Annotated in this window: 22 protein-coding genes; 9 read left to right on the forward strand and 13 right to left on the reverse strand. The window is 63.7% G+C overall.

Annotated features, from left to right (window positions below):
• The first annotated feature begins 45 nt into the window (after positions 1-45).
• Positions 46-972 carry a LysR substrate-binding domain-containing protein gene (locus tag LOKO_RS10700; protein ID WP_066448806.1) on the forward strand — a complete coding sequence of 309 codons (927 nt, stop codon included), beginning with the start codon at positions 46-48 and terminating at the stop codon, positions 970-972.
• A gap of 94 nt (positions 973-1,066) precedes the next feature.
• Here the strand turns inward: LOKO_RS10700 and rpoD are convergent, their stop codons facing one another.
• The 3 genes from rpoD to rpsU all read right to left on the reverse strand — a co-directional run bounded on the left by rpoD (position 1,067) and on the right by rpsU (position 5,400).
• Positions 1,067-2,908, reverse strand: coding sequence for an RNA polymerase sigma factor RpoD (rpoD, locus tag LOKO_RS10705; RefSeq protein ID WP_066448808.1), 1,842 nt, complete (start codon positions 2,906-2,908; stop codon positions 1,067-1,069).
• A gap of 305 nt (positions 2,909-3,213) precedes the next feature.
• Positions 3,214-5,040 (reverse strand): DNA primase, encoded by a 1,827-nt coding sequence (gene dnaG, locus LOKO_RS10710; protein WP_066448810.1) that lies wholly within the window; start codon positions 5,038-5,040, stop codon positions 3,214-3,216.
• Positions 5,041-5,184: 144 nt separating this feature from the next.
• Positions 5,185-5,400, reverse strand: coding sequence for a 30S ribosomal protein S21 (gene rpsU, locus LOKO_RS10715; protein WP_010629611.1), 216 nt, complete (start codon positions 5,398-5,400; stop codon positions 5,185-5,187).
• A gap of 386 nt (positions 5,401-5,786) precedes the next feature.
• Between rpsU and LOKO_RS10720 the strand changes: the two genes are divergently transcribed.
• Positions 5,787-9,482, forward strand: coding sequence for an EAL domain-containing protein (locus LOKO_RS10720; protein WP_066448812.1), 3,696 nt, complete (start codon positions 5,787-5,789; stop codon positions 9,480-9,482).
• Between the two features lie 194 nt (positions 9,483-9,676).
• Positions 9,677-10,714 carry a tRNA (adenosine(37)-N6)-threonylcarbamoyltransferase complex transferase subunit TsaD gene (gene tsaD, locus LOKO_RS10725; protein WP_066448816.1) on the forward strand — a complete coding sequence of 346 codons (1,038 nt, stop codon included), beginning with the start codon at positions 9,677-9,679 and terminating at the stop codon, positions 10,712-10,714.
• Positions 10,715-10,761: 47 nt separating this feature from the next.
• Here the strand turns inward: tsaD and plsY are convergent, their stop codons facing one another.
• Positions 10,762-11,346, reverse strand: coding sequence for a glycerol-3-phosphate 1-O-acyltransferase PlsY (gene plsY, locus LOKO_RS10730; RefSeq protein ID WP_201025314.1), 585 nt, complete (start codon positions 11,344-11,346; stop codon positions 10,762-10,764).
• 151 nt (positions 11,347-11,497) lie between these two features.
• On the opposite strand from plsY, the gene folB reads away from it, so the two are divergent.
• Genes folB through LOKO_RS10745 form a run of 3 tightly spaced genes read left to right on the forward strand, consistent with a single transcriptional unit; the run spans position 11,498 to position 13,356 of the window.
• Positions 11,498-11,863, forward strand: a complete 366-nt coding sequence (gene folB, locus LOKO_RS10735) for a dihydroneopterin aldolase (protein WP_066448819.1) — start codon at positions 11,498-11,500, stop codon at positions 11,861-11,863.
• Complete coding sequence (gene folK, locus LOKO_RS10740) at positions 11,863-12,372, forward strand: 2-amino-4-hydroxy-6-hydroxymethyldihydropteridine diphosphokinase (protein WP_066448824.1); 510 nt, start codon at positions 11,863-11,865, stop codon at positions 12,370-12,372. Before folB ends, folK begins: the two co-directional genes overlap by 1 nt.
• 51 nt (positions 12,373-12,423) lie before the next feature.
• Positions 12,424-13,356 carry a DHH family phosphoesterase gene (locus tag LOKO_RS10745; RefSeq protein ID WP_201025315.1) on the forward strand — a complete coding sequence of 311 codons (933 nt, stop codon included), beginning with the start codon at positions 12,424-12,426 and terminating at the stop codon, positions 13,354-13,356.
• Between the two features lie 13 nt (positions 13,357-13,369).
• Here LOKO_RS10745 and LOKO_RS10750 read toward each other — a convergent pair whose 3' ends face one another.
• Genes LOKO_RS10750 through LOKO_RS10785 form a run of 8 tightly spaced genes read right to left on the reverse strand, consistent with a single transcriptional unit; the run spans position 13,370 to position 21,180 of the window.
• The gene (locus tag LOKO_RS10750) at positions 13,370-14,518 is read right to left on the reverse strand and encodes a tRNA nucleotidyltransferase/poly(A) polymerase-related protein (RefSeq protein ID WP_066448829.1); all 1,149 of its coding nucleotides are present in this window, start codon (positions 14,516-14,518) and stop codon (positions 13,370-13,372) included.
• Positions 14,519-14,521: 3 nt separating this feature from the next.
• Positions 14,522-14,851 carry a thiosulfate sulfurtransferase GlpE gene (glpE, locus tag LOKO_RS10755; protein WP_066448832.1) on the reverse strand — a complete coding sequence of 110 codons (330 nt, stop codon included), beginning with the start codon at positions 14,849-14,851 and terminating at the stop codon, positions 14,522-14,524.
• A gap of 27 nt (positions 14,852-14,878) precedes the next feature.
• The gene (locus tag LOKO_RS10760; RefSeq protein ID WP_066448835.1) at positions 14,879-15,706 is read right to left on the reverse strand and encodes a symmetrical bis(5'-nucleosyl)-tetraphosphatase; all 828 of its coding nucleotides are present in this window, start codon (positions 15,704-15,706) and stop codon (positions 14,879-14,881) included.
• Between the two features lie 27 nt (positions 15,707-15,733).
• Complete coding sequence (gene apaG, locus LOKO_RS10765) at positions 15,734-16,132, reverse strand: Co2+/Mg2+ efflux protein ApaG (protein WP_066448838.1); 399 nt, start codon at positions 16,130-16,132, stop codon at positions 15,734-15,736.
• Positions 16,129-16,941: a 16S rRNA (adenine(1518)-N(6)/adenine(1519)-N(6))-dimethyltransferase RsmA gene (gene rsmA, locus LOKO_RS10770; RefSeq protein WP_066448840.1), complete on the reverse strand. Its 813-nt coding sequence runs from the start codon at positions 16,939-16,941 to the stop codon at positions 16,129-16,131. Before rsmA ends, apaG begins: the two co-directional genes overlap by 4 nt.
• A 25-nt stretch (positions 16,942-16,966) precedes the next feature.
• A complete protein-coding gene (gene pdxA / locus LOKO_RS10775) occupies positions 16,967-18,028 on the reverse strand; it encodes a 4-hydroxythreonine-4-phosphate dehydrogenase PdxA (RefSeq protein ID WP_066448841.1) in 1,062 nt (353 codons plus the stop codon).
• Positions 18,028-18,693 (reverse strand): SurA N-terminal domain-containing protein, encoded by a 666-nt coding sequence (locus tag LOKO_RS10780; RefSeq protein ID WP_066448843.1) that lies wholly within the window; start codon positions 18,691-18,693, stop codon positions 18,028-18,030. Before LOKO_RS10780 ends, pdxA begins: the two co-directional genes overlap by 1 nt.
• Positions 18,694-18,744: 51 nt before the next feature.
• The gene (locus LOKO_RS10785; RefSeq protein WP_066448847.1) at positions 18,745-21,180 is read right to left on the reverse strand and encodes an LPS-assembly protein LptD; all 2,436 of its coding nucleotides are present in this window, start codon (positions 21,178-21,180) and stop codon (positions 18,745-18,747) included.
• A gap of 134 nt (positions 21,181-21,314) precedes the next feature.
• On the opposite strand from LOKO_RS10785, the gene LOKO_RS10790 reads away from it, so the two are divergent.
• From LOKO_RS10790 to LOKO_RS10800, 3 genes are all read left to right on the forward strand, one after another.
• Positions 21,315-22,364: an aminoglycoside phosphotransferase family protein gene (locus LOKO_RS10790; protein ID WP_066448852.1), complete on the forward strand. Its 1,050-nt coding sequence runs from the start codon at positions 21,315-21,317 to the stop codon at positions 22,362-22,364.
• On the forward strand, positions 22,361-23,026 hold the full coding sequence (murU, locus tag LOKO_RS10795; protein WP_066448854.1) for an N-acetylmuramate alpha-1-phosphate uridylyltransferase MurU: 666 nt from the start codon (positions 22,361-22,363) through the stop codon (positions 23,024-23,026). Before LOKO_RS10790 ends, murU begins: the two co-directional genes overlap by 4 nt.
• Before the next feature lie 199 nt (positions 23,027-23,225).
• Positions 23,226-23,645: an OsmC family protein gene (locus tag LOKO_RS10800; RefSeq protein WP_066448857.1), complete on the forward strand. Its 420-nt coding sequence runs from the start codon at positions 23,226-23,228 to the stop codon at positions 23,643-23,645.
• 49 nt (positions 23,646-23,694) lie between these two features.
• Here LOKO_RS10800 and coq7 read toward each other — a convergent pair whose 3' ends face one another.
• On the reverse strand, positions 23,695-24,339 hold the full coding sequence (gene coq7, locus LOKO_RS10805) for a 2-polyprenyl-3-methyl-6-methoxy-1,4-benzoquinone monooxygenase (RefSeq protein WP_066448859.1): 645 nt from the start codon (positions 24,337-24,339) through the stop codon (positions 23,695-23,697).
• Between the last annotated feature and the right edge of the window lie 117 nt (positions 24,340-24,456).

Consider the following 24,456-nt stretch of genomic DNA (forward strand, 5'->3'; position numbering starts at 1 on the left):
GGGCAAACGAGAATATCTCCCTACTGAGTATAGAATGACTAAAGCATGAGCCGCCTACTCCACGCCCAGACTCACGCCTGGCTCAAGGTGTTTGCCATCAGCGCGCGCCACCTCTCCTTCACCCGTGCGGCAGAAGAGCTGCACGTGACCACCGGGGCCGTCAGCCAGCAGATCAAGCAGTTGGAAGAGCGCCTGGGCTTCAAGCTGTTCCGCCGCCTGCCGCGTCGCCTGGAGCTGACCGAGGAGGGACGCCGCCTCGCCGATGTGGTGGAGGAGGCCTACCAGTCGGTTGGCCTGGAAGTGAAACGCCTGCGTAGCGGCGTGATGAGCGGCATCATCCGGGTACGCAGCGTACCCGCCTTCCTGAGCAAGTGGCTCATGCCACGCCTACCCCGACTCCAGGCACGCTTTCCCGATATCGAGCTGCAGATCATTGCCGAGGACAGCAGCCTGTCGCTGCGCGAGGGCGAGTTCGACCTGGCCATCGACCTCAACGACGGCCACTACCCAGGCCTGGCCATCTCACCACTGATGGAAGAGGTAATCTTCCCGGTCTGCGCGCCGGCCCTGTTGCGCCACCGCCCCTCCCTGTCTCGCCCCGAGGAACTGGCCTGGTACCCCCTGCTGCACGATGTCACAGCCTGGCGTGGCGGGCACCCCTACGCCGAATGGGAACACTATCTCGAGGCAGTGGAAGCGCCACCGCTCAATGCCCGCCGCGGGTATACCTTCAATCGACATCGCCTGACCATGGAGGCGGCGGTTGCCGGCATGGGTGTCGCCATCGCCCGCCAGGCGCTGCTCACCAACGAACTCAGCACAGGCACACTTATCGCACCTTTCCCCCAGAGGGTTCCCACCGGCAAGCGCTACGGCATCGTGCATACCAGCGGCGCGCTGGACGACCGCCGCGTGGCGGCGGTACACGACTGGATCGTCGAGGAAGCGGGGCGCGACAAGCCGCCGGCATGAGCGACTGCACCCGATCAGGGCGAGCATACACCAACAAAAAACGCCTGCAGCTTGATCAGCCTGCAGGCGTTTTCCTTAATGAACCGCGGTAGCGCTACTCGTCGAGGAACGAACGCAGGGGCTCCGAGCGGCTCGGGTGACGCAGCTTGCGCAATGCCTTGGCCTCGATCTGGCGGATCCGCTCACGGGTGACATCGAACTGTTTGCCGACTTCCTCGAGGGTATGGTCGGTGTTCATGTCGATACCGAAACGCATGCGCAGCACCTTGGCCTCGCGGGCGGTGAGACCACCCAGGACGTTGCGAGTGGCTTCGATCAACCCCTCGCCGGTGGCCAGGTCGACCGGCAGCAGCATGGTGCCGTCCTCGATGAAGTCGCCGAGGTGCGAGTCGTCGTCGTCACCGATGGGCGTCTCCATGGAGATAGGCTCCTTGGCGATCTTGAGCACCTTGCGCACCTTGTCCTCGGGCATCTCGAGACGCTCGCCGAGCTCCTCGGGGGTGGGCTCGCGACCCATCTCCTGAAGCATCTGCCGCGACACACGGTTGAGCTTGTTGATGGTCTCGATCATGTGCACCGGGATACGGATGGTGCGCGCCTGATCGGCGATGGAGCGAGTGATCGCCTGGCGAATCCACCAGGTGGCGTAGGTGGAAAACTTGTAGCCGCGACGGTATTCGAACTTGTCCACCGCCTTCATCAGGCCGATGTTGCCCTCCTGGATCAGGTCCAGGAACTGCAGCCCGCGGTTGGTGTACTTCTTGGCGATCGAGATGACCAGGCGCAGGTTGGCCTCGACCATCTCCTTCTTCGCCCGGCGCGCCTTGGCCTCGCCGATGGAGAGCCGGCGATTGATCTCCTTTAGCTCGGGCACCGCAAGCTGGACCATGTCCTCCTCGAAGGCGATTCGGCGCTGCGAGCGCTGAATGTCACCGCGCATGGCCTCGAGGCGGTCGGCATACTTGCCATGGTTACCGATGAAGTCATCGAGCCAGCTCTGGCGCGACTCGTTGCCCGGAAAGGCCTTGATGAACGTCTTGCGTGGTACCCTCGCCTTCTTGACGAACAGCTGCATGACCGCCTTTTCCTGGGCCCTCACCTGCTCGACGCTGATCCGCACCTGATTGACCAGGCGCTCGAAGTGCTTCGGCACCAGCTTGATCGGCGAAAACAGCTCGGCCAGCCGATTCATTTCGACCCGGGCTTCAGGAGAGTGGCGGCCGTGCGCCTCGATGGCGGCACGCACCAGCTCGTTCTGCTGGCGAATCTGCTCGAAACGCGCCTTGGCTTCCTCGGGATCGGGGCCACCGGTGGTCTCTTCCTCGGCCTCCTCATCCTCGTCGTCGTCCTCACTCGCCTCTTCGTCCCGCGGCTCCTCCTCGGGCACCTCGGCCTCGGCAACGCCTGGGATACCCTCGTCGGGGTCAATGAAGCCGGAGAACAGATCCGAAAGCCGACCGGGCGCCTCTTCGTCCTGGGTCGCATCGTAGGCGTCGAGAATCGACTCCACGGCACCGGGCAACCATGCCAGGGCCGACATGACCTCCCGAGTGCCCTCCTCGATGCGCTTGGCGATCTCGATCTCGCCTTCACGGGTCAGCAGTTCCACGGTCCCCATTTCGCGCATGTACATGCGCACCGGGTCGGTGGTCCGCCCTACGTCGCTTTCCACCGCGGCCAGCGCTGCCACTGCCTCTTCGGCGGCCGACTCGTCGGTGGAGTGATCAGACATCATCAGGGTATCTTCATCGGGGGCTTCCTCGACGACACTGATGCCCATGTCATTGATCATACCGATGATATCTTCCACCTGATCCGGGTCGGCGATATCTTCGGGAAGGTGGTCGTTGACCTCGGCATAGGTCAGGTAGCCCTGTTCCTTGCCGCGCGCGATCAACTCCTTCAGACGTGACTGCTGCTGCGCATTTCCAGCCATAGAAACCCTATCTCGACGAAGAAGAATGAAGCACCTGAAGCGCTGGGTGGAGAAAACTCATGAAGCCGAACAGTATAGCGGCTAATCACCCCTTACCGCCAGTTCGACCCATTTGCTCGTTCACTCAGGTGTGTTAATTTGTCCGGTTGTGCTGTGGCGGGGGCGAATCCATGCACCCTATGTGGTGATGGTAGAAAAGAATTCAACCCCACCGCCAATATCATTCGTCATCCGTGACGCTTACCCCTGCCTCTTCCCATGCTTTTCATCACCGCGGGCCACTGCTCGACCCCCCAGGCTGGCTGTCAGCTTCCCAGCTCGGCTAGCAGCGTCATGAGTCGCTGTCGCTCCTCGGGCGAAAGCCGTTCGCCCGAGCGCTGCTTTGCCAGCAGTGCATCGACTCGCTCCTGGCACGAAGGGCGCCTCTGATGCCGACGAAAATGCTCGACCAGGCCATCGAGTTCCTGCGCCCTGGCGGCACGCGGGATAAGCATTTCACGCCTCACCAGCACCGCGAGACGCTGGCCCTGATCGCTGCCATGAAAATGCGCGAGCAGCACCTGTCCGCTGCGATAGCGCCCGGCCCGCAAGAGGCGCACCACCTCCCGGCAGAGCGGGACATCCGGATCCCCCTCGGGATACCAGTCCTCCGTCTCGGGCAGCCGCTCTACCAATATCGGCTCATGCAGCAACAACTGAAGTATTCGCGCCACCAGTCCCAGGGGCATGCGGTCGTGCTGTGGCCCGGCCCCGGCTCCCGTGACTGACGAAGGCTTGAGCGGCGCAGAAGTCGCTTCGACCTCAACGGGCGCCCCCACACCAATGTCGGATCGCGACATAAGTGCTTCGAAGCGTGATCGTTCGACACCGGTGCGTCGCGAAAGCTCATTGAGCATCATAGATTTCAACAACCCATCGGGCAGTTTTCCCGTGGCCGCCAGTACCTGACTGGCATAGCGCTCGCGGTCTTCGATACGCGCCAGGTCACGCCCCCTGGCCGCCAGATCGAAGAGAAATTCCGACAGCGGGCTGGCGCAGGTGATTCGATCAACGAAGGCCTCGGCACCTTCTCGTCGCACCAGGGTATCCGGATCGTCCCCTTCGGGCAGGAACAGAAACCGGGCCTGCCGACCGTCGATCATCAGCGGCAGAACGACTTCCAGCGCCCTGCTGGCCGCCTGCCGGCCAGCCCGGTCGCCGTCGAAGCAGAACACCACCTCGTCGACCATGCGAAACAGCCGCGACAGGTGATCCTCGCTAGTGGAAGTACCCAGCGTGGCCACGGCATTGCGAATCCCGAACTGTGCCAGGGCCACCACATCCATGTAGCCTTCGACGATCACCAACCGCTCTAGGCGCGTATTGGCCTGACGCGCCTCGAATAGCCCGTAGAGCTCCCGCCCCTTGTGAAAAACCGGCGTTTCGGGCGAGTTGAGATACTTGGGCTTGGCATCGCCCAGCACACGCCCGCCAAAGGCGATGGTTCTCCCCCGAACGTCGCGAATCGGGAACATCACCCGATCACGGAAGCGGTCGTAGGTACGTCCACTCTCCTCGCGGTGAACCAGCAGTCCATACTCGATCTGAAGGGCCTCGGGAATCTCCCGCACCGACAAGTGTCGCTTGAGCGACTCCCACTCGTCCGGCGCATAGCCGATTCCGAACGCCGCCTGGATCTCGGGCGAAAGGCCGCGCTCGGCCAGATAATGGCGAGCCGCCTGCCCCTCCGGCATCTTCAAGCGCTCCCGAAAAAAGCTTGCCGAAAGCTCAAGCAGGTTGACCCCTTCCTTGCGCTTGCGCTCACGCGCCTGGGCACGAGGGTCGTCAGCCCCTTCACGCGGGACTTCCAGGCCAAGCCGCGAAGCCAACTGCTCGACCGCCTCGGGGAAGGGCAGGTTGTCATACTCCATCAGAAAACGCAGGGCGTTGCCGTGCGCGCCACAGCCGAAGCAGTGGTAGAACTGCTTGTCGGCACTGACGGTAAACGACGGTGTCTTTTCCTGATGAAACGGGCAGAGCCCGGCATGATTGCGCCCGGCCTTCTTCAACTGCACCCGCTCGCCCACCAGCTCGACAACGTCGACGCGAGCCAACAGGTCATCAATGAAACGCTGCGGTATCTGACCGGCCATGCAGGTATCGCCTCCTCCAGACTGGACAGGCGGATGAGGGGCTTGGCAGGCTCAGCGGAAAAACAAACGGCCACCCGCCGGCGGCCGCTTGGTCATCCTTCCGGACAGCCGATGCAGAGCGCGTCGACTACCCCATCGTACGGATCAATAGAGCCTTTCGAAACGCTTCCGCTCACGCTGGAGCTTCTTGGCGTGACGCTTCACCGCAGCGGCTGCCTTGCGCTTGCGCTCTGCAGTCGGCTTCTCGTAGTGCTCGCGACGGCGAACCTCGGACAGAATGCCGGCTTTTTCGCAGGAACGCTTGAAACGACGCAGCGCTACGTCAAACGGCTCATTATCACGTACTTTTACAGAAGGCATTAAGCACTCACCTACCTTAAAATTTCTAGAGTTCGGTTTGTACGCACACCCTCTCTGGATGACTCCCGCCATCACCAACCCAGGCCGGTAGCAAGCCACCAAAGCCCGGACTGCATGAAGAAGCGGAAGATCTCCTGCTGGATGCACGACCCAGTCCTACAGCGCACAGTATTCTAGTCGCCGGAACGAGTCTTTGCAAACGCGTGGCGGCGAAAGGCAAGGAAAGATTGACCCCACCCATTGCGCTGGCTTTTTGGCTTGCCCTCTACCATCCGCCGGGTTAGCGTTCCATTACGGATGCGTAAAGTATTTTAACACTTTTGACGCGAGTGCTGGCCAATGGCGTGTAACAGAGCGCGGGGCAGGGCCATTGCGTGGTGCCACAGATGACCATTCGCAATCTCTTGATTTTTCTGCTGACGCTGATGGGGCTACTGATTCTGCTGGGTTCGAGTTGGGAAATTCGTGAGATCCGGGCCAAGCTGAACGCCGCGCAGTGGGTCCACCAGAGCAATCGGGTGGCAGACCTGTCCCTTCGCGCGAGCGGTGTCATGGCCATGGAGCGCGGAATCACCGCTGCCATCCTGTCTCACCCGGCCGAGGCCAGCCCGGACATGATGTACGAGATGGCCCGCCAACGACACGATGGCAACGCACTCTATCATGCCATCCAGGCCTCTGCCTCAGAGCTGCCGAGCCTTGCTCGAATCGACGACACTCACCCCCTTCGCCGCGGCCTGCAGCAACTCACCCAGCACCACGACACAATGGCAACCGCGCGCCAGAAGGTAGACCAGCGTATCGCCAGCGAGGCCGCAGAGATCGATGAAAGCCAATGGATCGGCCTGGCAACACGCTATATCTATGCCCTGTCGGAGCTACGCGATGCCACCGCTCACCCCATGCCGGACAATATCTACTCTTACACCACCAATCCGCTGATCAAGGATGCCCTGTTCAATGTCAGCGAGTATGCCGGGCGGGAACGGGCCATCATCGGCTCGGCCATCGCCCAGCAGCGCACCCTGAGCGAAAATGAACGAGCAAGACTACAGCGCTATCGCGACATCGTCGAAGCCTCGCTTGCCCGAGTCGAGACCCTGATCCAGCAACTGCCTGACATCCCTGCCCTGACAAGGGCGAGAGCCGAGCTGGACGCCCACTTTCTCGATGAGTACCAGGCTCTTCGACTCGCAGTCTATGAAGCCGACAGTGATCGAGCCGCCTACCCGGTCAGTGCTGCCGAGTGGTACCAGCAAGCCACGGCAGGCATCGGCTCCGTGCTGACTCTTTCGGAAGCCGTAAGTGATCATTTCGAAACCAGCCTCGACAGGCTGCGTGACGGCGTCATGCTCTCCGTGGCCATGGTGGCCTTCTCCATTCTCACTGCCGTGAGCATCTTCGTTTTTGCCGTCTGGTCTATCAGGCGGCGCATTCTTCATCCCCTGTTGCGCCTCGAAACAGCGGTGAATCATGTCGCCAATGACTTGAAACAACCGTTACCGGCGTTTTCCAGTGACGAGATCGGCAGTCTCGCGCAGGCCTTCGAGTCCCTGCGCAGCAGTCTTGTCAAAGATATCGAACAACGAGAAGCGACCGAGGCAGAGCTGCGAAAATTCTCTCACGCCGTCGAGCAAAGCGCCGATTCAGTCATCATCACCAATCGCCGCCGGGAAATCGAATACGTCAACAGGGCGTTCGAGCAGATGCGCGGATACCAGCGAGAAGACATTCTCGGCATGAATGTACGCATCTTCAAAAGTCATGAACGCAACCCGCCCGAGCTGTACCAGGATTTCCGCAGCGCCCTGAAAAATGGCGACACCTTCCGTGCCACACTGATCAACCTGGGTGCCAGCGGCGACTCGTACTATGAGGAGCTTGCCGTTTCACCGCTGTTCGACCCGTCTGGCGAAATTACCCACTATGTTGCCAATGGCCGAGACGTGACCGAGCGCATTCATGCGGAGCAGGAACTCCTGAAGCTCAACCAGGCCATCGATCAAAGCGTCAGCTCCATCGTCATCACCGATGCCAATGGTATCACCGAATATGTAAACCCCCAGTTCACACGCACCACCGGCTACGCACCCGAAGAGATCAAAGGCAGGCGCATCCCCCTGCTTGAACCCGGGCGGCTGCCACGCAGCCAGTACCGCAACCTGCGCAGGACGCTTCAGCAAGGCAAGGTGTGGGAAGGGGAGGTGCTGAACCGGCGCAAGGATGGAGAACCCTATTGGGAGTTGACCTCCATCAGTCCGGTTCGCAACCGGCACGGCATTATCACCCACTTCGTCGGCATCCAGTACGACATCAGCGAACGCAAGCGGATGGAGGAGCAGATAAACCATCTGGCCTTTTATGACAGTCTGACGAACCTGCCCAATCGCACTCTGCTGGCCCAGCGCTTCGACAAGCTGGCAAGCCAAGCCCTACAGCGAGGCAAGCAGGTCGCCCTGCTGTCGCTCGATATCAGCCGCTTCCACCTGCTTAACGATAGCCTGGGCCATCGCGTTGGCGACAAGGTGCTGCAGTCTGTCGGGCAGCGGTTGTCAGAGTGCGCTCGCCAGCAGGATATGGTGGCTCGCTATGCGGGAGACGAATTCGTCGTCATCCTCTCCGACGCGCCCGATGCCCAGGGCATCGCCGCCGTTGCCCAGCGAATGATCGACACGGTCTTTCGCCCGCTGACCATCGAAGGCCATGATCTGCGCATCAGCATGCATGCCGGCATCAGCGTGCTACCGCAGGACGGCCAGGATCTCGAATCACTGCTTGGCAACGCCACCACGGCCCAGCGTTTGGCAGCGCGGGAAGGGAAGAACACCTATCGCTTCTTCACCGAAGACCTTAATGCAGCGGCCCAGCAGCGCCTGGCACTCGAGCAGGACTTGCGCCGCGCGCTCGAGGACAATGCCCTCGAGCTGCACTACCAGCCCAAGGTGGAGCTGGCCACTGGCGAGGTAGTCGGCATGGAGGCACTGGCCCGCTGGCACCACCCCAGCGAAGGCAACGTTTCGCCCATGACCTTCATCCCGATCGCTGAGGATACCGGTCTGATCCAACCCTTGGGCGAGTGGGCCCTGCGCCAGGCCTGCCTGCAGGGCCAGGCCTGGCAGCTCCAGGGGCTTGGCCCACTGAATATGGCGGTCAACCTTTCGACCCGCCAGCTACAGCAGGTAGACCTGGCCGCCTCGGTCGGCAGGATCCTGGCCGAAACAGGCTTCCCCCCCGCACTGCTGGAGCTGGAGCTGACCGAAAGTGCGGTCATGGAGCGCCCCGAGGAGACCATCAGAGTCCTGAACGAACTCAAGTCCCTCGGCGTGCGCCTGGCCGTGGACGATTTCGGCACCGGCTATTCCAGCCTGGCCTACCTGCGCCGCTTCCCCTTCGATACGCTGAAGATCGACCGCAGCTTCATTACCAACATCACCACCTCACCGGATGAGGCCTCTATCGCCCAGACCATCATCGCGATGGGGCGCGGGCTTCGCCTTCAGGTCGTGGCCGAAGGAGTGGAAACCCAAGCCCAGGCCGCCACCCTGCGCCGCCATTGCTGCGACCAACTGCAGGGCTATCTGTTCAGTCGCCCACTGCCGGCGAGGGAGCTGGAGGCTCTGTTGAGGGAACGGCGACGCATGACGTTGCCCGACAGCAATTCGGCCGACGACGGCCGCTCGCTGCTGCTGATGGATACCGATGCAAATGCACTTGCCGCGCTGTGTACTCCGTTGCAGAAGGCCGGCTACCGTCCATTGGCCACCACGCACATCAATGAAGCCTTCGACCTGCTCGCCCTGAACGGCATTCGCGTGGTGGTCGGCGGCCTGCACCTTCCGGAGATGCCGGGCCTGGAGTTCTTCAAGCGCATTCGGGCCCTCTATCCCGAAGTCACCTGTCTCGCCCTTGCCGCTACGGAGGACACCACCCGGGTCACCGAGCTCGTCAAGAGCGGCCTGGTCCAAGGCTGGCTGGCAAGCGACTGCCAGGGCAAGGCACTGCTCGCCCAGGTACAGGAGGCCTTCTCACTCGCCGCCCTCCCCGCAGCGAGCCAAGACGCTGCTCTCGATATCAACCCCTGAAACAATGCCACCGAAAAGTCGCACCGCGCGCCGCATCGGCCGTGGAGGTCAAGGCCAACACATCGACCTGCGGGGCTGATTCGGGGCTTTTGCCACCCAAGATGTCGTCCTTGCCTTCGAGCGACCATTAAACCGCAGTCCAGCTGGGGTCAGTTTGGTAGAATCCCGGTTATCACTTCTCACGAGCCCACCCCATGCTAGTACTCGGCATCGAAACCTCCTGCGATGAAACCGGCGTCGCGCTCTATGACACCGAACGCGGCCTGGTGGCCGACGCGCTCTACAGCCAGGTCGCCATGCACGCCGAATACGGTGGCGTGGTACCAGAGCTTGCCTCGCGGGACCACACCCGTCGACTGTTGCCACTGATCCAGCAGGTGCTCGACCAGGCCGGTGCCTCCCGCACCGAGCTGGATGCCATCGCCTATACCGCTGGGCCGGGGCTGGTCGGTGCCTTGATGGTGGGAGCCAGTACCGCTCATGGCATGGCGCGAGCACTGGCCATTCCGGTGCTGGGGGTGCATCACATGGAGGGGCACCTGCTGGCACCGATGCTGGAGACGTCACCGCCGGCCTTTCCCTTCGTGGCGCTGCTGGTGTCGGGTGGTCACACCCAGCTGGTCGAGGTCCAGGGACTGGGCGACTATCGGCTGCTGGGCGAGTCGGTGGATGACGCCGCCGGAGAGGCCTTCGACAAGGCGGCCAAGATGCTGGGGCTCTCCTACCCCGGCGGCCCACAGGTAGCGAAACTCGCCGAACTGGGCGACCCCGGTCGCTTTCGCTTTCCACGCCCCATGACCGACCGCCCGGGGCTCGACTTCAGCTTCTCGGGGCTCAAGACCCATACCCTGACCACCCTGAAACGGCTGGAGCAGGATGGCGCGCTCGACGACCAGGCTCGGGCCGACGTGGCCCGGGCCTTCGAGGAGGCGGTGGTAGATACGCTGGTGATCAAGTGTCGCCGTGCGCTGGACGCCACCGGGCTCAAGCGGCTGGTGATGGCGGGCGGCGTCAGTGCCAATGCGCGCCTGCGGGAACGGCTGGAACGGGAGACCGACAAGCGCAGCGCCCGCACCTATTATCCCCGTGGTCGCTTCTGCACCGATAACGGCGCGATGATCGCCTATGTGGGCGCTCAGCGGCTGTCGGCGGGTGAGCGCGACGAGATCGGCATCATGAAGGCCGTACCACGCTGGCCGATGGATACCCTGCGAGCACCAACTCGCAACTGATGGCCGGCGACGCCCACCTCCGCGCCGCTTGCCCCGGCACCAGCCTGCTAGAATCCCTGCTCGTCGCCGCGCCTGAGGCGCCGGATATTCAGCATATGCCGTGCCAGCACCAGCGCGGTAAAGGCCATCACCACGATGACATAGTCCGGCGCCAGCCAGACGCTGACCAGCGGCGCCAGCCCGCCACTGGCCAGGGAGGCCACCGCGGCAGTGCGCACGCGCCAGGCCAGGATTGCCCAGAGCAGGGCACAACACAACGCCACCCAGGGCGTCAGGACAAGCATCACGCCGAAGGCGCTGGCGACGGCCTTGCCACCGCGAAAGCGGTGCCAGATAGGGTAGCTGTGGCCCAGCAGCACCGCCAGGCCGACCATCCCCTGGGCCCAGGGCGGCAGCCCAAGCCACAGGGACAACCAGAGCACAGGCATGCCCTTGAAGGCATCCAGCAGCAGGGTCGCCAGTGCCAGCCGGCGGCCATGCAGCCGCAGCACATTGGAGAACCCCGGGTTATGGGACCCGCCCAGCCGCGGGTCCTCCACGCCTGCCATTCGGCACACGCTCAGCGCACCCAGCCAGGAACCGCTGAGATAGCCCACCCCCAGCAGCAGTGGCAGCCACTCGACCGATGTCACCTGTTCTTGTCTCCTGCCACACCCTTGCTCCGGATTCTGCCACCCCGGACGGCGTTAAGACAGGGCATTGTCCTGTCATCCCCCCGGCGGCTCACGTACAATCGGGCGCCAAATTGGATGCCAACGCATCCTCCGCCTACGGGGAGGCACCATGGATCGTGTACTGATCGAGTCGCTCGCAGTGGAGACCGTGATCGGCGTCTATGACTGGGAGCGAACCATCACCCAGCGATTGCTGCTCGACCTGGAGCTGGCCACCGACATTCGCCCCGCTGCAACCGGCGATGATATTTCCCTCACCCTCGACTATGCCGCCATTAGCGAGCGGGTCACCCGCTTTGCAAGCGATCACGATTTTGCCCTGGTGGAAACCTTCAGTGAGCGACTCGCGGAGACACTGCGTGATGAGTTCGCCATTCCATGGCTGCGCCTCACCGTGCGTAAACCCGGTGCCGTGCCCGCCGCCGCCGCAGTCGGCGTTCGCATCGAGCGGGGCACCCGGCCAGAGGAGACGTGATGGCCCTGATCAGCGCCAGCATTGGCAGCAACATCGACCGAGAGCATCACGTTCGCACCTGCCTGGATGCCTTGGCGAGCACCTTCGGTAGCCTGGCTGTCTCGCGTGTATTCGAAAGCGAGCCGGTAGGGTTCGAGGATGGTCGCAACTTCTTCAATCTCGTCGTCGCCTTCGAGAGCGACTGGATGGTTGGCGAGCTTCAGGCCTGGTGCAAGCGCCTGGAGTTCGCCAATGGCCGGCGCAAGGAGAGTCCCAAGTTCAGCCCGCGCACCCTGGACATCGACCTGCTGACGGTGGGCGACCTGATCGGAGAACATGATGGGGTCGAACTGCCGCGGGGAGAGATTCTTCAGCACGCCTTCGTGCTACAGCCCTTGGCCGAACTGTTGCCCGAAGCGCGCCATCCTCGCGATGGACGCACCTATGGCGAGCTCTGGGAAAATTTCAATGCCCCCGACCAGCGACTGTGGCCCGTCGGATTTAGTTGGCAACCGCACGCAGTTAGGTAAACTTGGGTAATGCTTCGTAAAGGAGCCCCAAAATGAACAAGAAAAGGAATCATGATGCCTGCCAAATTCCGCCTTGTGACGCGCAGCGACTTCGATGGTCTGGTATGTGGTGCCCTGCTCAAGCACCTCGACCTGATCGAGGACATCCTCTTCGTGCATCCCAAGGATATGCAGGATGGCAAGATCGAGATTAGCGATCGGGACATTACCACCAACCTGCCCTATGTGCCCGGCTGCCACCTCGCCTTCGACCACCACCTCAGCGAAACGCTGCGCAACGAGCAGCGGGCGGACAATCATGTCATCGATCCCGACGCCCCTTCGGCAGCGAGAGTAGTGTGGCGCCACTATGGCGGTCATGACGCCTTCCCCGCTCGCTGGGACGACATGATGGACGCCGTGGACAAGGGTGATTCGGCCCAGTTCGACCGCGAAGAGGTGCTGAATCCGCAAGGCTGGGTGCTGCTCAACTTCATCATGGATGCGCGCACCGGGCTCGGGCGCTTCCGCGACTTCCGCATCTCGAACTACCAGTTGATGATGAAGCTCATCGACTACTGCCGGGAGCACAGTATCGAGGAGATCCTCGACCTGCCTGACGTGCAGGAGCGCATCGAGCTGTATCGGGAACACAGCGACAAGGCCCGGGATCAGATCCAGCGCTGCGCAGCGGTTCACGGCAATCTGGTGGTTCTCGACCTGCGCGACGAAGAGACCATCTATGCCACCAACCGCTTCGTCATCTATGCCCTCTACCCGGACTGCAATATCTCCATTCACGTGATGTGGGGGCTGAGAAAGCAAAACACCGTGTTTGCCATCGGCAAGTCAATCCTCGACCGCTCCAGCCGCACAAACGTTGGCGAACTCTGCCTGGCCTACGGTGGTGGCGGCCACTTCAATGCCGGCACCTGCCAGGTCGCCAATGACGAGGCAGAGGAACGGTTGCACGAGATCATCGCCCGCATCCGTTCCGACGGCTGAGACGAGCGAACCATCAGGCATCCGAGCGGGCATCCTGATCCAGCACCTGCACGATAATGGCCCGGCGGCGTCGGGCCAGCTCTGTGCCCAGCGCGCCCCCCTTGAAGCCCTCTTCGACCAGGATTCTGGGCGACAGCTGAGCGACGGCTCGCCAGGCGCGCCCGAGCGTTTCGGCGAGCCTAGGCACTTCGAGTTCGACCAGCGCCAGTAGCGGTGCGACCCGCTCGCCACGTCGCCAGGCATCGATGCCATCCAGCCACTCATGCACCGCCGCCGGACCAGGCCCAGGCTGATCACGAAGCCATCGCGTCAGCGCCGCTTGTCGCGCCAGGTCGCGATAGGCGCGAGGCAAACGCAAACGATCTGCCATGGCATCACGGGCTTCGTGATCCAGATGCTCGACCAGCCGTGCCCAGCGCCAGCATTCATCGCCTGCCAGCCCCTCCGGCAGGCAGTCCAGTCGCGCCAGCGCCGCTTCCAGCATTTTGGCATCCCGCGCCAGCTCGGGCAGCAACACGGCAAGGGCGCCGCAGTCATCCAATGCCCGAAAGTAGACCGCCGGGCCAGGTTCGCCCAGCGCCTTCTCGGTCTCGGTCCAGACCCGCTCGGCCACCAGGTGGGTCAACTCTCCGCTCTCGGCCAGTTCCCGCATCAGTGCCAGGGTTTCATCGGCGATGGTGAAGCCAAGCCCGGCATAGCGGGCCAGAAACCGGGCGGTACGCAGCACCCGCAGCGGATCCTCGACGAAGGCCGGCGACACGTGGCGCAGCACTCGGGCCTCGAGGTCCTCAAGACCGCCGTAGGGGTCGACGAGCCTCCCGTCCGGCGTCTCGGCCATGGCATTGATTGTCAGATCGCGACGAGCCAGGTCCTCCTCCAGCGTCACCTCGGGGCTGGCATGCACGACGAAACCGGTATAGCCATGGCCGGACTTTCGCTCGGTACGGGCCAGGGCATACTCCTCGTGGGTTTCGGGGTGCAGGAAAACCGGGAAATCCCGACCTACCGGACGAAAGCCCCGCCGCTGCATCTCCTCCGGCGTGGCCCCCACTACCACCCAGTCGGTGTCCTTGACCGGCCAGCCCAGCCGAGAGTCACGGACCGCCCCGCCCACCCGATAGGCCTCGAGTCCCTCAAGGTAACGGTCTCGCCCTCTTCTCATACCTCAGCGCTCCACCCTGCCCGGATGCCGATGCTGCCATTCGGTGAACCCGCCATCGAGGCTATAGACCTCGGCAAAACCCACGCCCGCCAGCCAGTCTGCCGCCTGCTGACTGGAGTGACCGTGATAGCAGATGACCACCATTGGCTGCCCACGGGGCGCGGCCTCGAGCAACGCCGGCAAGCTGTCGTTGTCCAGATGCAGGCTGCCGGGTATGCGGCCATTGGCGAAGCTCGCCGGGTCACGAATATCCACCAGCGTAAGGGGATCATCCGCAGTCAGCCATGCATCGAGGGTCTCGGGCGTCAGGTGCTGGTACGAAGGGGGCGTCATGGCTGGCTCCCGGGTCGGAGGAAAAGATCAGCGGCGCTGATGACTGGGCACGCCAGTACGCTCGCCGGTGGAGAGATTCAATGCCGTCAGCCTGCCGCCCCAGACACAGCCGGTATCAAGCGCCTCGACCCGGGCGCGCGCACCGGGGGCCTTCCCCTCCAGGGCCGCCCAGTGACCGAACACCAGCCGGGCCTCATCCTGGCGAGGATAGCAGAACCAGGGGGCAAAGCCGGCTGGCGCGCTGTCCAGGCCCTCCTTGGCAGAGAAATCGAGACAGCCCTCGGCGTCGATGAAGCGCATCCGGGTCAGCACATTGACGATGGCGCGCAGCCGGTCGACTCCTTCGAGCGAATCATGCCAGCAGGCGGGCTCATTGCCGTACATCTGCTCGAGAAAGGCACCGCTGCGCTCGCTGCGCAGCTCGCCGACCACTTCACCGGCCAGCACCTCGGCCAGCGCCGGTGACCACTGCGGCAGCACTCCCGCATGACTCATCACCGTATCGCCCTGCCCTGCCACCGCCTGTCGCACCAGCAACGGGCGAGACTGCAGCCAGTCGAGCAGCGCCTCACGATCCGGTGCCTCAAGAATGCTCTCGAGGGTATCCTTGCGGTTAAGCGATGCCCCGCCACGCGCCACCGCCAACAAATGGAGGTCGTGGTTGCCCAGTACCGTCACGGCAGCCTCGCCGAGTGCCCGCACTTCGCGCAGGCAATCCAGCGATCCCGGCCCACGATTGACCAGGTCACCGGCAAGCCAAAGGCGATCATGCCTGGGATCGAAAGCGAGCCGTTCGAGCAGTTCGACGAATTCGGCGTGACAGCCCTGCAAGTCTCCGATGGCGTAGGTCGTCATATGCTCCCCCCTGCCGTTCTCGTCGCTTCAGTGTATCTGGTTGGGAGTGGCCAGTCGGAAGGGGGGGATTTCCACCTCGAAGGGCCGCTGGCTGGCAGTATCGACACAGGTATAGGCCCCCTCCATGACGCCTACCGGCCCATCCAGGATAGCGCGACTGGTATAGCGAAAGGTCTGCCCTGGGCCAATCATCGGCTGTTGACCGACCACTCCCTTGCCACGCACCTCCTGCACCTTGCCACTGCCCTGGGTGATCTTCCAGTGACGAGCCAGCAGCTGCATGCTGCGTGCTGAATGATTGTGGATAGTCACCGTATAGCTGAAGACATAGCGTGCTTCATCGCTGGAGGATTCATCTCCGCGGAAGGCGGGCTCGACGTCAACCAGCACTTCACTTGTCTGTGGCGTATTCGTTCCCCGATTCATGACGTCGCCTCCAAAGCGGACAGATGGTTGGCGATGCGGACGAACTCTTCGATCGTCAGTGTCTGAGGCCGGCGAGACGGCTCGATGCCCAAGGCCGCGAGGGCATCGGCTTCGATGCGACCCTTGAGATTGTTGCGCAGCGTCTTGCGCCGCTGGCCGAAGGCCTGACGCACCACATGGAATAGCAGCGTCTCGTCATTTGCCGGATGCGGCAGTCGCGAGTGGGGCGTCAGCCTGACAATGGCCGACTCGACCTTTGGGCGTGGGACGAAGGCTTCCGGTGGCACGGTGAACAGCGCATCGACCCGACAGCGGTATTGCGCCATGACCGACAGCCGCCCCCAGTCGGGGCCGCCCGGTTCGGCGGCCAGGCGTTCGACCACTTCCTTCTGCAGCATGAAGTGCATGTCGGCTATCGCGTCTCCCGCCTCGAGCAGGTGACTGATGAGAGGCGTGGAGATGTTATAGGGCAGGTTACCGACCACCCGCAGCGGCTCGCCCTCGCCACGCAGGGCGCGAAAGTCGAACTTGAGCGCATCGCCCTCATGGATGATGAAATCGGGAACGTTGAAGAACTGCACCCGCAGCCCGGGTATCAGGTCACGGTCCAGCTCGATCACCTCGAGCCGTCCATCGGCTGCCTCTACCAGTGGTTCGGTCAGGGCGCCCTGACCGGGGCCGATCTCCACCAGGCGATCACCGGGGCGAGGGGCTATGGCCCGCACGATGCGCGAGATGATGCCGGGGTCACGCAGGAAATTCTGGCCGAAGCGCTTGCGAGCGCGGTGGACCGGCGGGCGCGATGCCATGAAAAAGTCCTTGTCTTGTCGTTCGTCAGGATAGTGAAGCGGCCGCGCCTCGGCGGGCCATGTCGGCGGCTAGCGCGATGGCCACGCGCAGGCTGCCCGGGTCGGCAACGCCGCGGCCTGCCAGGTCCAGCGCCGTGCCATGGTCCACCGAGGTCCGTACCAGCGGCAGCCCCAGGGTGATATTGGCGGCACGGCCGAAGCCGGCATACTTGAGCACCGGCAGGCCCTGGTCATGATACATCGCCAATACGGCATCCACGCCTGCCAGATGTCGCGGCGTGAACAGGGTGTCGGCCGGCAGCGGCCCATCGAGGCATAGGCCCTCGCCACGCAGCCGCTCGAGGCAGGGCACGATGACCTCGATCTCCTCGCGACCCAGGTGCCCCCCTTCTCCGGCATGGGGGTTGAGGCCACAGACGGCGATGCGCGGGTTCTCAACGCCGAACCAGCGCTTGAGGTCGGCCTGCAGGATACGCAGGATTCGCGCCAGGCGCGCGTCGGTAATGGCCCCAGCCACGTCCTTCAGCGGCAGATGAGTGGTGGCCAGCGCCACCCTCAGGGCAGCCCCACCCTGCCAGCTCGCTTCGCTGGCATGCAGCGCCTGATCAGTGGCCAGCAGCATCACCACCTCATCGACGCCGCAGGCATCGCGAAGGTATTCGGTATGGCCGCTGAACCCCGCATGGCCGGCATCGAGTATCACCCCCTTGTGCAGGGGGGCGGTGACCATGCCGGCAGCGTCACCGGCAAGACACGCCCGTACCGCCAGGTCCAGGGTTTCCAGCACATAGTCGGAATTGGCGACCGCCAGCCGACCCGGCAGGCTCGGCTCCCGCAGCGCCACCGGCCAGACCGGCAGTACACCGGCCTTCGGCGCCGGCACCGGCTCATCTGGTGCCAGCGTCACCAGCTCGACCCGCGCGTCTACCATGGCGGCACGCTCGGCCAGCAGCTGCGGATCGCCCACCGCCACAACCCGCGCCGGCAACCCCGGACCGGCCGCCAGTTGCAGAGCCAGTTCGGGCCCGATTCCGGCGGGCTCGCCGGTAGTCAGTGCCAGGACAGGCGCCTGAACCACCACTGCCATCAGCGGGAGTTGGAGAGGCGATTGTCGACGAACGCCTCGGCGCGAATCTCCTGGATCCAGGCATCCAGAGTCTCTTCAGCCTTCTGCTGGAATACCATCTGGCGCGCCTGGTCACGGCCTACACCACCGCCCCGCTGCTCGATAAAACGCTCCACTTCACGCTCGCTGACATTGACGCGCGAACCCACCTGGCGCTGGTGAAGTTCGCGCATCAGCATCTCACGGCGGATCTCCTCCCGCACTGCAGCCATCGTCAGGCCGTCGGCTTCCAGGGCATCGGCGAACTGCTCCAACGTCATGCCATTGCTTTCGGCGATCGCCCGCATCTGGCGGTTGAGTTCGGTGTCGTCGACGCTAAGCCCGGCGCGGCGCGCCATCTGCAGCTGGATCTCCTCGACGATGATGTTCTCCAGCACCTGCTCGCGCAGCATCGATTCAGAGGGCAGCCCCTGATCCTGGCCCGCCACCTGGCTGCGCACCAGCTCCACGCGCTCGGCAAGCTCGCTCTCCATGATGGCGTGTTGATTGACCACTGCCACGATGCGGTCCAGCGACTGACGCTCCACCGGCTGGAAACTCTGTGCCTGGGCGGTAAGCGACACGGCACCGAGGCATAGGGCCAGCGCCAGGGTCACGCCCAGGGTGGCAATTCGCGGGATGCGCATAACGTTCTTTCCTCTCATGGTGTCTCTGATAGAAAACCTGCTTGGGCCACCTCAAAACGCGGTGGCACGGTAACCCGGAACGGCCTGTTCGAAATAGTCGCCGGCGTCGCCGCCGACGCCACCCAGCCCCTTCAGCACGAAGCGCAGGAAAATGCCGTGCTCGGTGACGTCATTATCGATCCGTGCGGTACCACTGTCATCGATCCAGCGGCGCCAGACGAGCTGCAGACCATAGCAGCAGTCGTTCCACTGCACACCCGCCAACTGGTCCAGAAAGCGGTCATTGGTGTAGTCGTACAGCGCCCGACCGATCAGGTCCACCCGCGGCGATGCGTTCCAGGCAAACGACAGGTCGAACTCTTCACGATCGAAGTCACGAAACTCGTCATCGTCGGGCTCCACTGAAGGATCGAACCCTTGGAGTTCCCAGCGATAGCCAAGGTTCAATACGTGTCCGGCATCGGCACGATACTGTAGATAGGCCGAGCTGCGTTCGGTGCGCTGCTGCCGGTCATCGTAGATCCACTCCAGGCGGCTTCGCCAATGATCGTCGATCTGCCAGTCGAGCCGCGAGATCAGCGATGAACGATCCCGCGTGGCATTATAGTAACGCTCGAAATCCGACTCCGGTGGCAATGTATCGGGGTCGCCATCGAGATCGATGTTGCGGTCATCGAAGTAGAACGCCTGGCCCACCCCGAACGAAAGACGTTCACGCCCTCCTGCGTCCTCCAGCAGGCGTGACTCGAGGCCAACGGACAGCCGATTGAGGTCCCCCACCCGGTCCGAGCCGGAGAAACGATGAGGCGACCAGAGCTGATTCCAGGAGAAAGCGCGCTCGCTGGTATCGAAGACGGGGAAGTCACGCTGGTCCTGAACGGGTACGTAGGCATAGTTGAGCCGTGGCTCCAGGGTATGACGGTAGTCGCGACCGCCGAGATCCAGTTCCCGCTCGAAGACCAGCCCGCCGTCGATTGACGATACCGGCACAGCCCGCTGCAGCGAGGTATCCCGATCGATATCGCGCTGTCCATAGTCGAGGGCATAGGCGGTATAGAGCCACTCGACCCTGGGCTCGAGATAGCCCCAGCTCTCATCGAAGCGCCAGCCCGTTGCCGGAGATAGATGAAGTCGGCTGCCCACTGCTGCCTCCCGCTCCCGCGGAATGGCCACTTCGTCCACATCACGCCAGAAATAGGTGAGGTTGGAGCGCCACTGCTGATAGAACCCTCCCTCCTGGGTAAAGCGCGCGTTCGCCGTCAGGCTGGGAAGCCGATAGAACGGCTTGTCTCGTTCCCGCAGCGGATCGTCCAGCCGCTGAAACCCTTCGGCCCGGGCATCGAATTGCCAGACATCGCCAAGGTGCTGCAAACGGGCCAGGCGGTGCATGTTGGAGGGGTCATCGCCGAAGATGCTGCCATAGTCGTCGAAGTAGCGGCCGTCGCTGGCACCACCGTAGCGCAGGTCATAGCGATTGCGCCGGTCGAAGTATCCGGAGTGCCGATAGTCGATATACCAGCGATCCTCGCCCTCGAAGCGGCGCGAGGCGGCATTGGGGTCGTCGCTGGAGCCGCCGCCATCGCTGGAAAGAAAGGCACCTTCGACCTGGCCGGCATCGGTGGGGAAGAGGTAGCGATACTCGCCCCCCAAGAGCAGGCCCCGGTCGGTGATCAGACGCGGGGTCAAGGTGGCATCGTGATTGGGCGCGATATTCCAGTAGAACGGCTGGGCATAGTCCAGGGCACCGCCCGAGGCGCCAATCTCCGGCCACAGGAAGCCGGTATGGCGACGATCATCGATGGGGAAACGGACCCAGGGCCAGTAGAAGACCGGCACCTGCCCCATCTCCAGGCGGGCATGCCGAGCAGTGCCGAAGCCCGTCTCGCGGTCGAGCACCAGGTCGCCGGTCACCAGGCGCCACATCTCGTCGCCCGGGTCGCAGGTGGTGAAGTTCGCCGCGGTCAACCGATAGCGGCCATCCTCCTGGCGCGCAAGCTGCAACGCATTGCCCCTCAGGCGCTGGTCGTGGATGACGTAGTGCGCCGAGTCGATATGGGCGGCATCGCTGACCAGAGAAACCTCGGCGGACTGCCCACGTACCAGCAGATTCTGGTCGCGTAACGCCAGCGGCCCCTCGGCAAACGCCTGCTCCCGCGAAGCCGGCACACTGACCTGGGGCGATTCCAGCTGACTGTCGCCTCGCCGCAGGATGACTTCACCGCCCAGAATCGTCTCGCCTTCCTCGCCATAGAAGGCGCTATCGGATTCGGTACGCACCTGTTGGGGATCATCTGTTGCCGGCAGGCGGTACTCGGGCATCACATAGGTGCCACGACAGAGCGCCCCCGCCGGGCGAGCCTCGCCCCATGGGTGCCAGTCAAGCTGAACGCCCGGCAGGGGTTCCAGTGCCACCGCCGACAGCGCGCCATAGGTCAGGCCGTATGTGATCAGGCCAGCGAGCGCTGCCCCTGCTTGTCCCTTGCCCATGTTCCACGATGTCCTTGCGGGAGAGAATCGGTATTATACAGACCCTACCCGGCCTGTCGTATGTGATTGAGCGAGCATGCGGCGGTGCCCAACGGGCGTCAACCGGCACCGCCCGACATCAGCAAGGAGCCCGCATGCCCCAGGCCGACACCGCGAAGCGATTCGATGCCCTGCGCCGCTGGGCGGCAAAGCAACACAATCTTCCCATCGATGCCTGCGATTTGCAGCTGGCCGCAGGCGACGCCAGTTTTCGACGCTACTTCCGGCTGCGCCTGCCCGACGGTACCACGCGGATGCTGATGGATGCCCCCACGCCGCAGGAGGACGGCCGCCCCTTCGCCGCCATCGCCCGACGCTGGCAAGCCGCTGGCCTGCCGGTACCGAACCTGCATGCGCTAGACCTGGACGAGGGGTTCATCGAACTTGATGACCTGGGAGATGAGCCGCTTCAGGTTCGTTTCCATGGCGACGATGCCCCCGACACCCTGGCCTGGCATGACCACGCCCTCGACCTGATCCACGAGCTGCAGAACCGCGCCGGACCCCATGACCTTCCGCCCTATGATGCCGCCCTGCTGGGGCGGGAGCTGGCGCTTTTCCCTGAGTGGTGCCTGAGAGAATGGCTCGGCATACCGGAGTTTCCGCCGGGCTGGGACACGCTGCGCGAGTCGCTGATCGACTCGGCGTTGGCCCAGCCGGTGGTCACGGTGCATCGGGATTTCGACGCCATGAACTTGATGGTGCAAGACGAGCGGCTCTATCTGATCGACTTCCAGGACGCAGTGGCCGGCCCCATCAGCTATGACCCGATCTCGCTGCTGCGCGGCCGCTACTGCCGTTTCCCGCCGGAGCGCTTCGAGGCCTGGATCGAGGCCTTCCGCCGACGGGCCATCGCCGACGGACGCCTTTCCAGCGCCACCACGACCGAGACATTCCTGCACCAGGCACAGGCCATGGCGGCCCAGCGGGCGCTCAAGGTGTTGGGCATCTTCTGCCGCCTGACGCGGCGCGACGGGCGTGAAGGCTACCTGCAACGCCTGCCCCACTTCCTCGGCCACCTGGAGGAGAGCCTGGCCGGCCTGCCCGAACACCAGGCGTTTCGCGATTGGCTCACTACCCATTTCCGCCCCGCGCTGGAAGCGCGGCTCATGGCCGATGGCGTCGACCCCGGAGCCCGCCCATGAAGGCGATGATACTCGCTGCCGGGCTCGGTACGCGCATGCGCCCCCTCACCGACCGCTGCCCCAAGCCGCTGCTACCGGTGGCAGGCAAGCCGCTCATCGTTCACCATCTGGAACGCCTGGCGGCGGCCGGCATCCGCGAGGTGGTGATCAACGTCAGCTACCGGGCCGGGCAGATCATCGAGGCCCTGGGCGATGGCTCGGCCTTCGGCGTCGCCATCTCCTGGAGCCGGGAGGAGACCCCGCTCGAGACCGGCGGCGGCATTCAGCGCGCGCTGCCACTGCTGGGCGACTCGCCCTTCCTGCTGGTCAACGGCGACATCTGGTGCGACCTGGACCCGGCCAGCCTGCCCGCCCTGAATGACGACCTCGCACACCTGGTGTTGGTCGACAATCCGGATCATCATCCGCGAGGCGATTTTCACCTGACGCCCCAAGGGCGCGTCCACGACCAGGGTGAACCCCGGCTGACCTTCGCCGGGATCAGTCTGCTCGACCCGGCCCTTGTGGCCGACCATGGGCCCGGCGCCTTTGCCCTGGCCCCGCTGCTGCGCCAGGCGAAGGCCAACAATCGCGTAGGAGGCAGCCATCATTGCGGCGCCTGGGTCGATGTAGGCACCCCGGAGCGGCTCGCCTGGCTAGACCAACAACTCCGCTCAAGATAGGTCATCCAGAGCGAGTAGCCCCGGGGATAGGTCGGAGAGGGGGTCCTACGCCATGGATGGCGTCGGTAGCGCCCAGGGAAGGGTTTACAGCGCCCCCTCGCAGGCCTGTCGCCGGAGAAGCCTCGAGCGAAGCTGCAGGGCTTGACGCCGGCTGCTATGCTGCCGCCATTTCCCAACATCCGAGAAGGAATCCCGCATCATGAAAGCCAGCGTCAAATGGACCGATGGTCGTCAGTTCGTGACCGAATCCGGCAGCGGCCACAGCGTGGTCATCGATGGCCCCCCCGACCATGGCGGCCGCAACACCGGCCCTCGCCCCATGGAGATGCTGCTGATGGGGATGGGTGCCTGCGCCTCCTTCGACGTACTGGAGATACTCGACAAGTCGCGTGCCGCGGTGACCGACTGCGTGGCACAGGTGGAGGCCGAGCGCGCCGATGCCGTGCCGGCGGTCTTCACCAAGATCCACATTCACTTCACCGTGGCAGGCCACAGCCTGAAGGAGAGCCAGGTGAAGCGCGCCGTGGAACTCTCCGCCGAGAAATACTGCAGCGCCTCCATCATGCTGGCCAAGGGCGGCGTTGACATCAGCCACTCCTATACCATCGTGGATGCCTGAAGGCGCCGACTGGCCTAGGCTGGCCTCTGGGCCAGTCGAAGGATGACGTTCAGATCCGGTAGACGCTCTTGGTCATCACCTTGGACATCAATGACATGCCGAACTTGACCGGCGCAGGAAAACGGGCACCGCCGGCTTCCAGCGCGAGCTGGGCATGGTGTGCCTCGTCGATGGCCATCTGGCGCAGCACGGCCCGGGAGCGGTGGTCGCCCGGCGGCAGAGTCTCCAGATGCTCGTTCAGATGCTTGCCCACCTGCTCTTCGGTCGCCGCGACAAAACCGAGACTGACACGATCGCCCACCGCGCCGGCCACGGCGCCTAGCCCGAAGGAAGCCGCATAGAACAGCGGATTGAGCAGGCTGGTACGGCCACCCAGCTCCTGCAGTCGCTCATCGCACCAGGCCAGGTGATCGATCTCCTCCTGGGCCGAGTGCTCCATCTGCTCCCGCACCTCGGGTAGCTTGGCGGTGCATCCCTGCCCCTGGTAGAGCGCCTGGGCACACACCTCGCCGGTATGGTTGACGCGCATCAGCCCAGCGGCGTGGCGGCGCTCGTCCAAGGTCATGGGGTCATCGTCGATGTCCGCTGTGACCGGTGACGGTCGCGACGAGCGAGCAGCGTGGGGCACCAGGGTGCGCAGTACGGTATCGAACTGATGAATCAGCGTATCGGCATGGGTCAGCTTGCGGCTCATGACACCCTCGTTTCAGCACAGACGAATCACAAAGTTGGCCCGGCCGAGACTCTCATCCCGGTAGCGCCGGCTGTCGGCTACGCAAACGCCACCCTGACGGGTGGCGTTTGCGGTATG

The sequence above is a fragment of the Halomonas chromatireducens genome (assembly GCF_001545155.1).
Taxonomy (GTDB): Bacteria; Pseudomonadota; Gammaproteobacteria; order Pseudomonadales; family Halomonadaceae; genus Halomonas; species Halomonas chromatireducens.

Excerpts from the sequence above, each read along its gene's own strand:
- LOKO_RS10700 (WP_066448806.1), top strand. The coding sequence starts at position 46 with ATGAGCCGCCTACTCCACGCCCAGACTCACGCCTGGCTCAAGGTGTTT.
- rpoD (WP_066448808.1), bottom strand. The coding sequence starts at position 2,908 with ATGGCTGGAAATGCGCAGCAGCAGTCACGTCTGAAGGAGTTGATCGCG.
- dnaG (WP_066448810.1), bottom strand. The coding sequence starts at position 5,040 with ATGGCCGGTCAGATACCGCAGCGTTTCATTGATGACCTGTTGGCTCGC.
- rpsU (WP_010629611.1), bottom strand. The coding sequence starts at position 5,400 with ATGCCTTCTGTAAAAGTACGTGATAATGAGCCGTTTGACGTAGCGCTG.
- LOKO_RS10720 (WP_066448812.1), top strand. The coding sequence starts at position 5,787 with ATGACCATTCGCAATCTCTTGATTTTTCTGCTGACGCTGATGGGGCTA.
- tsaD (WP_066448816.1), top strand. The coding sequence starts at position 9,677 with ATGCTAGTACTCGGCATCGAAACCTCCTGCGATGAAACCGGCGTCGCG.
- folB (WP_066448819.1), top strand. The coding sequence starts at position 11,498 with ATGGATCGTGTACTGATCGAGTCGCTCGCAGTGGAGACCGTGATCGGC.
- folK (WP_066448824.1), top strand. The coding sequence starts at position 11,863 with ATGGCCCTGATCAGCGCCAGCATTGGCAGCAACATCGACCGAGAGCAT.
- LOKO_RS10745 (WP_201025315.1), top strand. The coding sequence starts at position 12,424 with ATGATGCCTGCCAAATTCCGCCTTGTGACGCGCAGCGACTTCGATGGT.
- LOKO_RS10750 (WP_066448829.1), bottom strand. The coding sequence starts at position 14,518 with ATGAGAAGAGGGCGAGACCGTTACCTTGAGGGACTCGAGGCCTATCGG.
- glpE (WP_066448832.1), bottom strand. The coding sequence starts at position 14,851 with ATGACGCCCCCTTCGTACCAGCACCTGACGCCCGAGACCCTCGATGCA.
- LOKO_RS10760 (WP_066448835.1), bottom strand. The coding sequence starts at position 15,706 with ATGACGACCTACGCCATCGGAGACTTGCAGGGCTGTCACGCCGAATTC.
- apaG (WP_066448838.1), bottom strand. The coding sequence starts at position 16,132 with ATGAATCGGGGAACGAATACGCCACAGACAAGTGAAGTGCTGGTTGAC.
- rsmA (WP_066448840.1), bottom strand. The coding sequence starts at position 16,941 with ATGGCATCGCGCCCGCCGGTCCACCGCGCTCGCAAGCGCTTCGGCCAG.
- pdxA (WP_066448841.1), bottom strand. The coding sequence starts at position 18,028 with ATGGCAGTGGTGGTTCAGGCGCCTGTCCTGGCACTGACTACCGGCGAG.
- LOKO_RS10780 (WP_066448843.1), bottom strand. The coding sequence starts at position 18,693 with ATGCGCATCCCGCGAATTGCCACCCTGGGCGTGACCCTGGCGCTGGCC.
- LOKO_RS10785 (WP_066448847.1), bottom strand. The coding sequence starts at position 21,180 with ATGGGCAAGGGACAAGCAGGGGCAGCGCTCGCTGGCCTGATCACATAC.
- LOKO_RS10790 (WP_066448852.1), top strand. The coding sequence starts at position 21,315 with ATGCCCCAGGCCGACACCGCGAAGCGATTCGATGCCCTGCGCCGCTGG.
- murU (WP_066448854.1), top strand. The coding sequence starts at position 22,361 with ATGAAGGCGATGATACTCGCTGCCGGGCTCGGTACGCGCATGCGCCCC.
- LOKO_RS10800 (WP_066448857.1), top strand. The coding sequence starts at position 23,226 with ATGAAAGCCAGCGTCAAATGGACCGATGGTCGTCAGTTCGTGACCGAA.
- coq7 (WP_066448859.1), bottom strand. The coding sequence starts at position 24,339 with ATGAGCCGCAAGCTGACCCATGCCGATACGCTGATTCATCAGTTCGAT.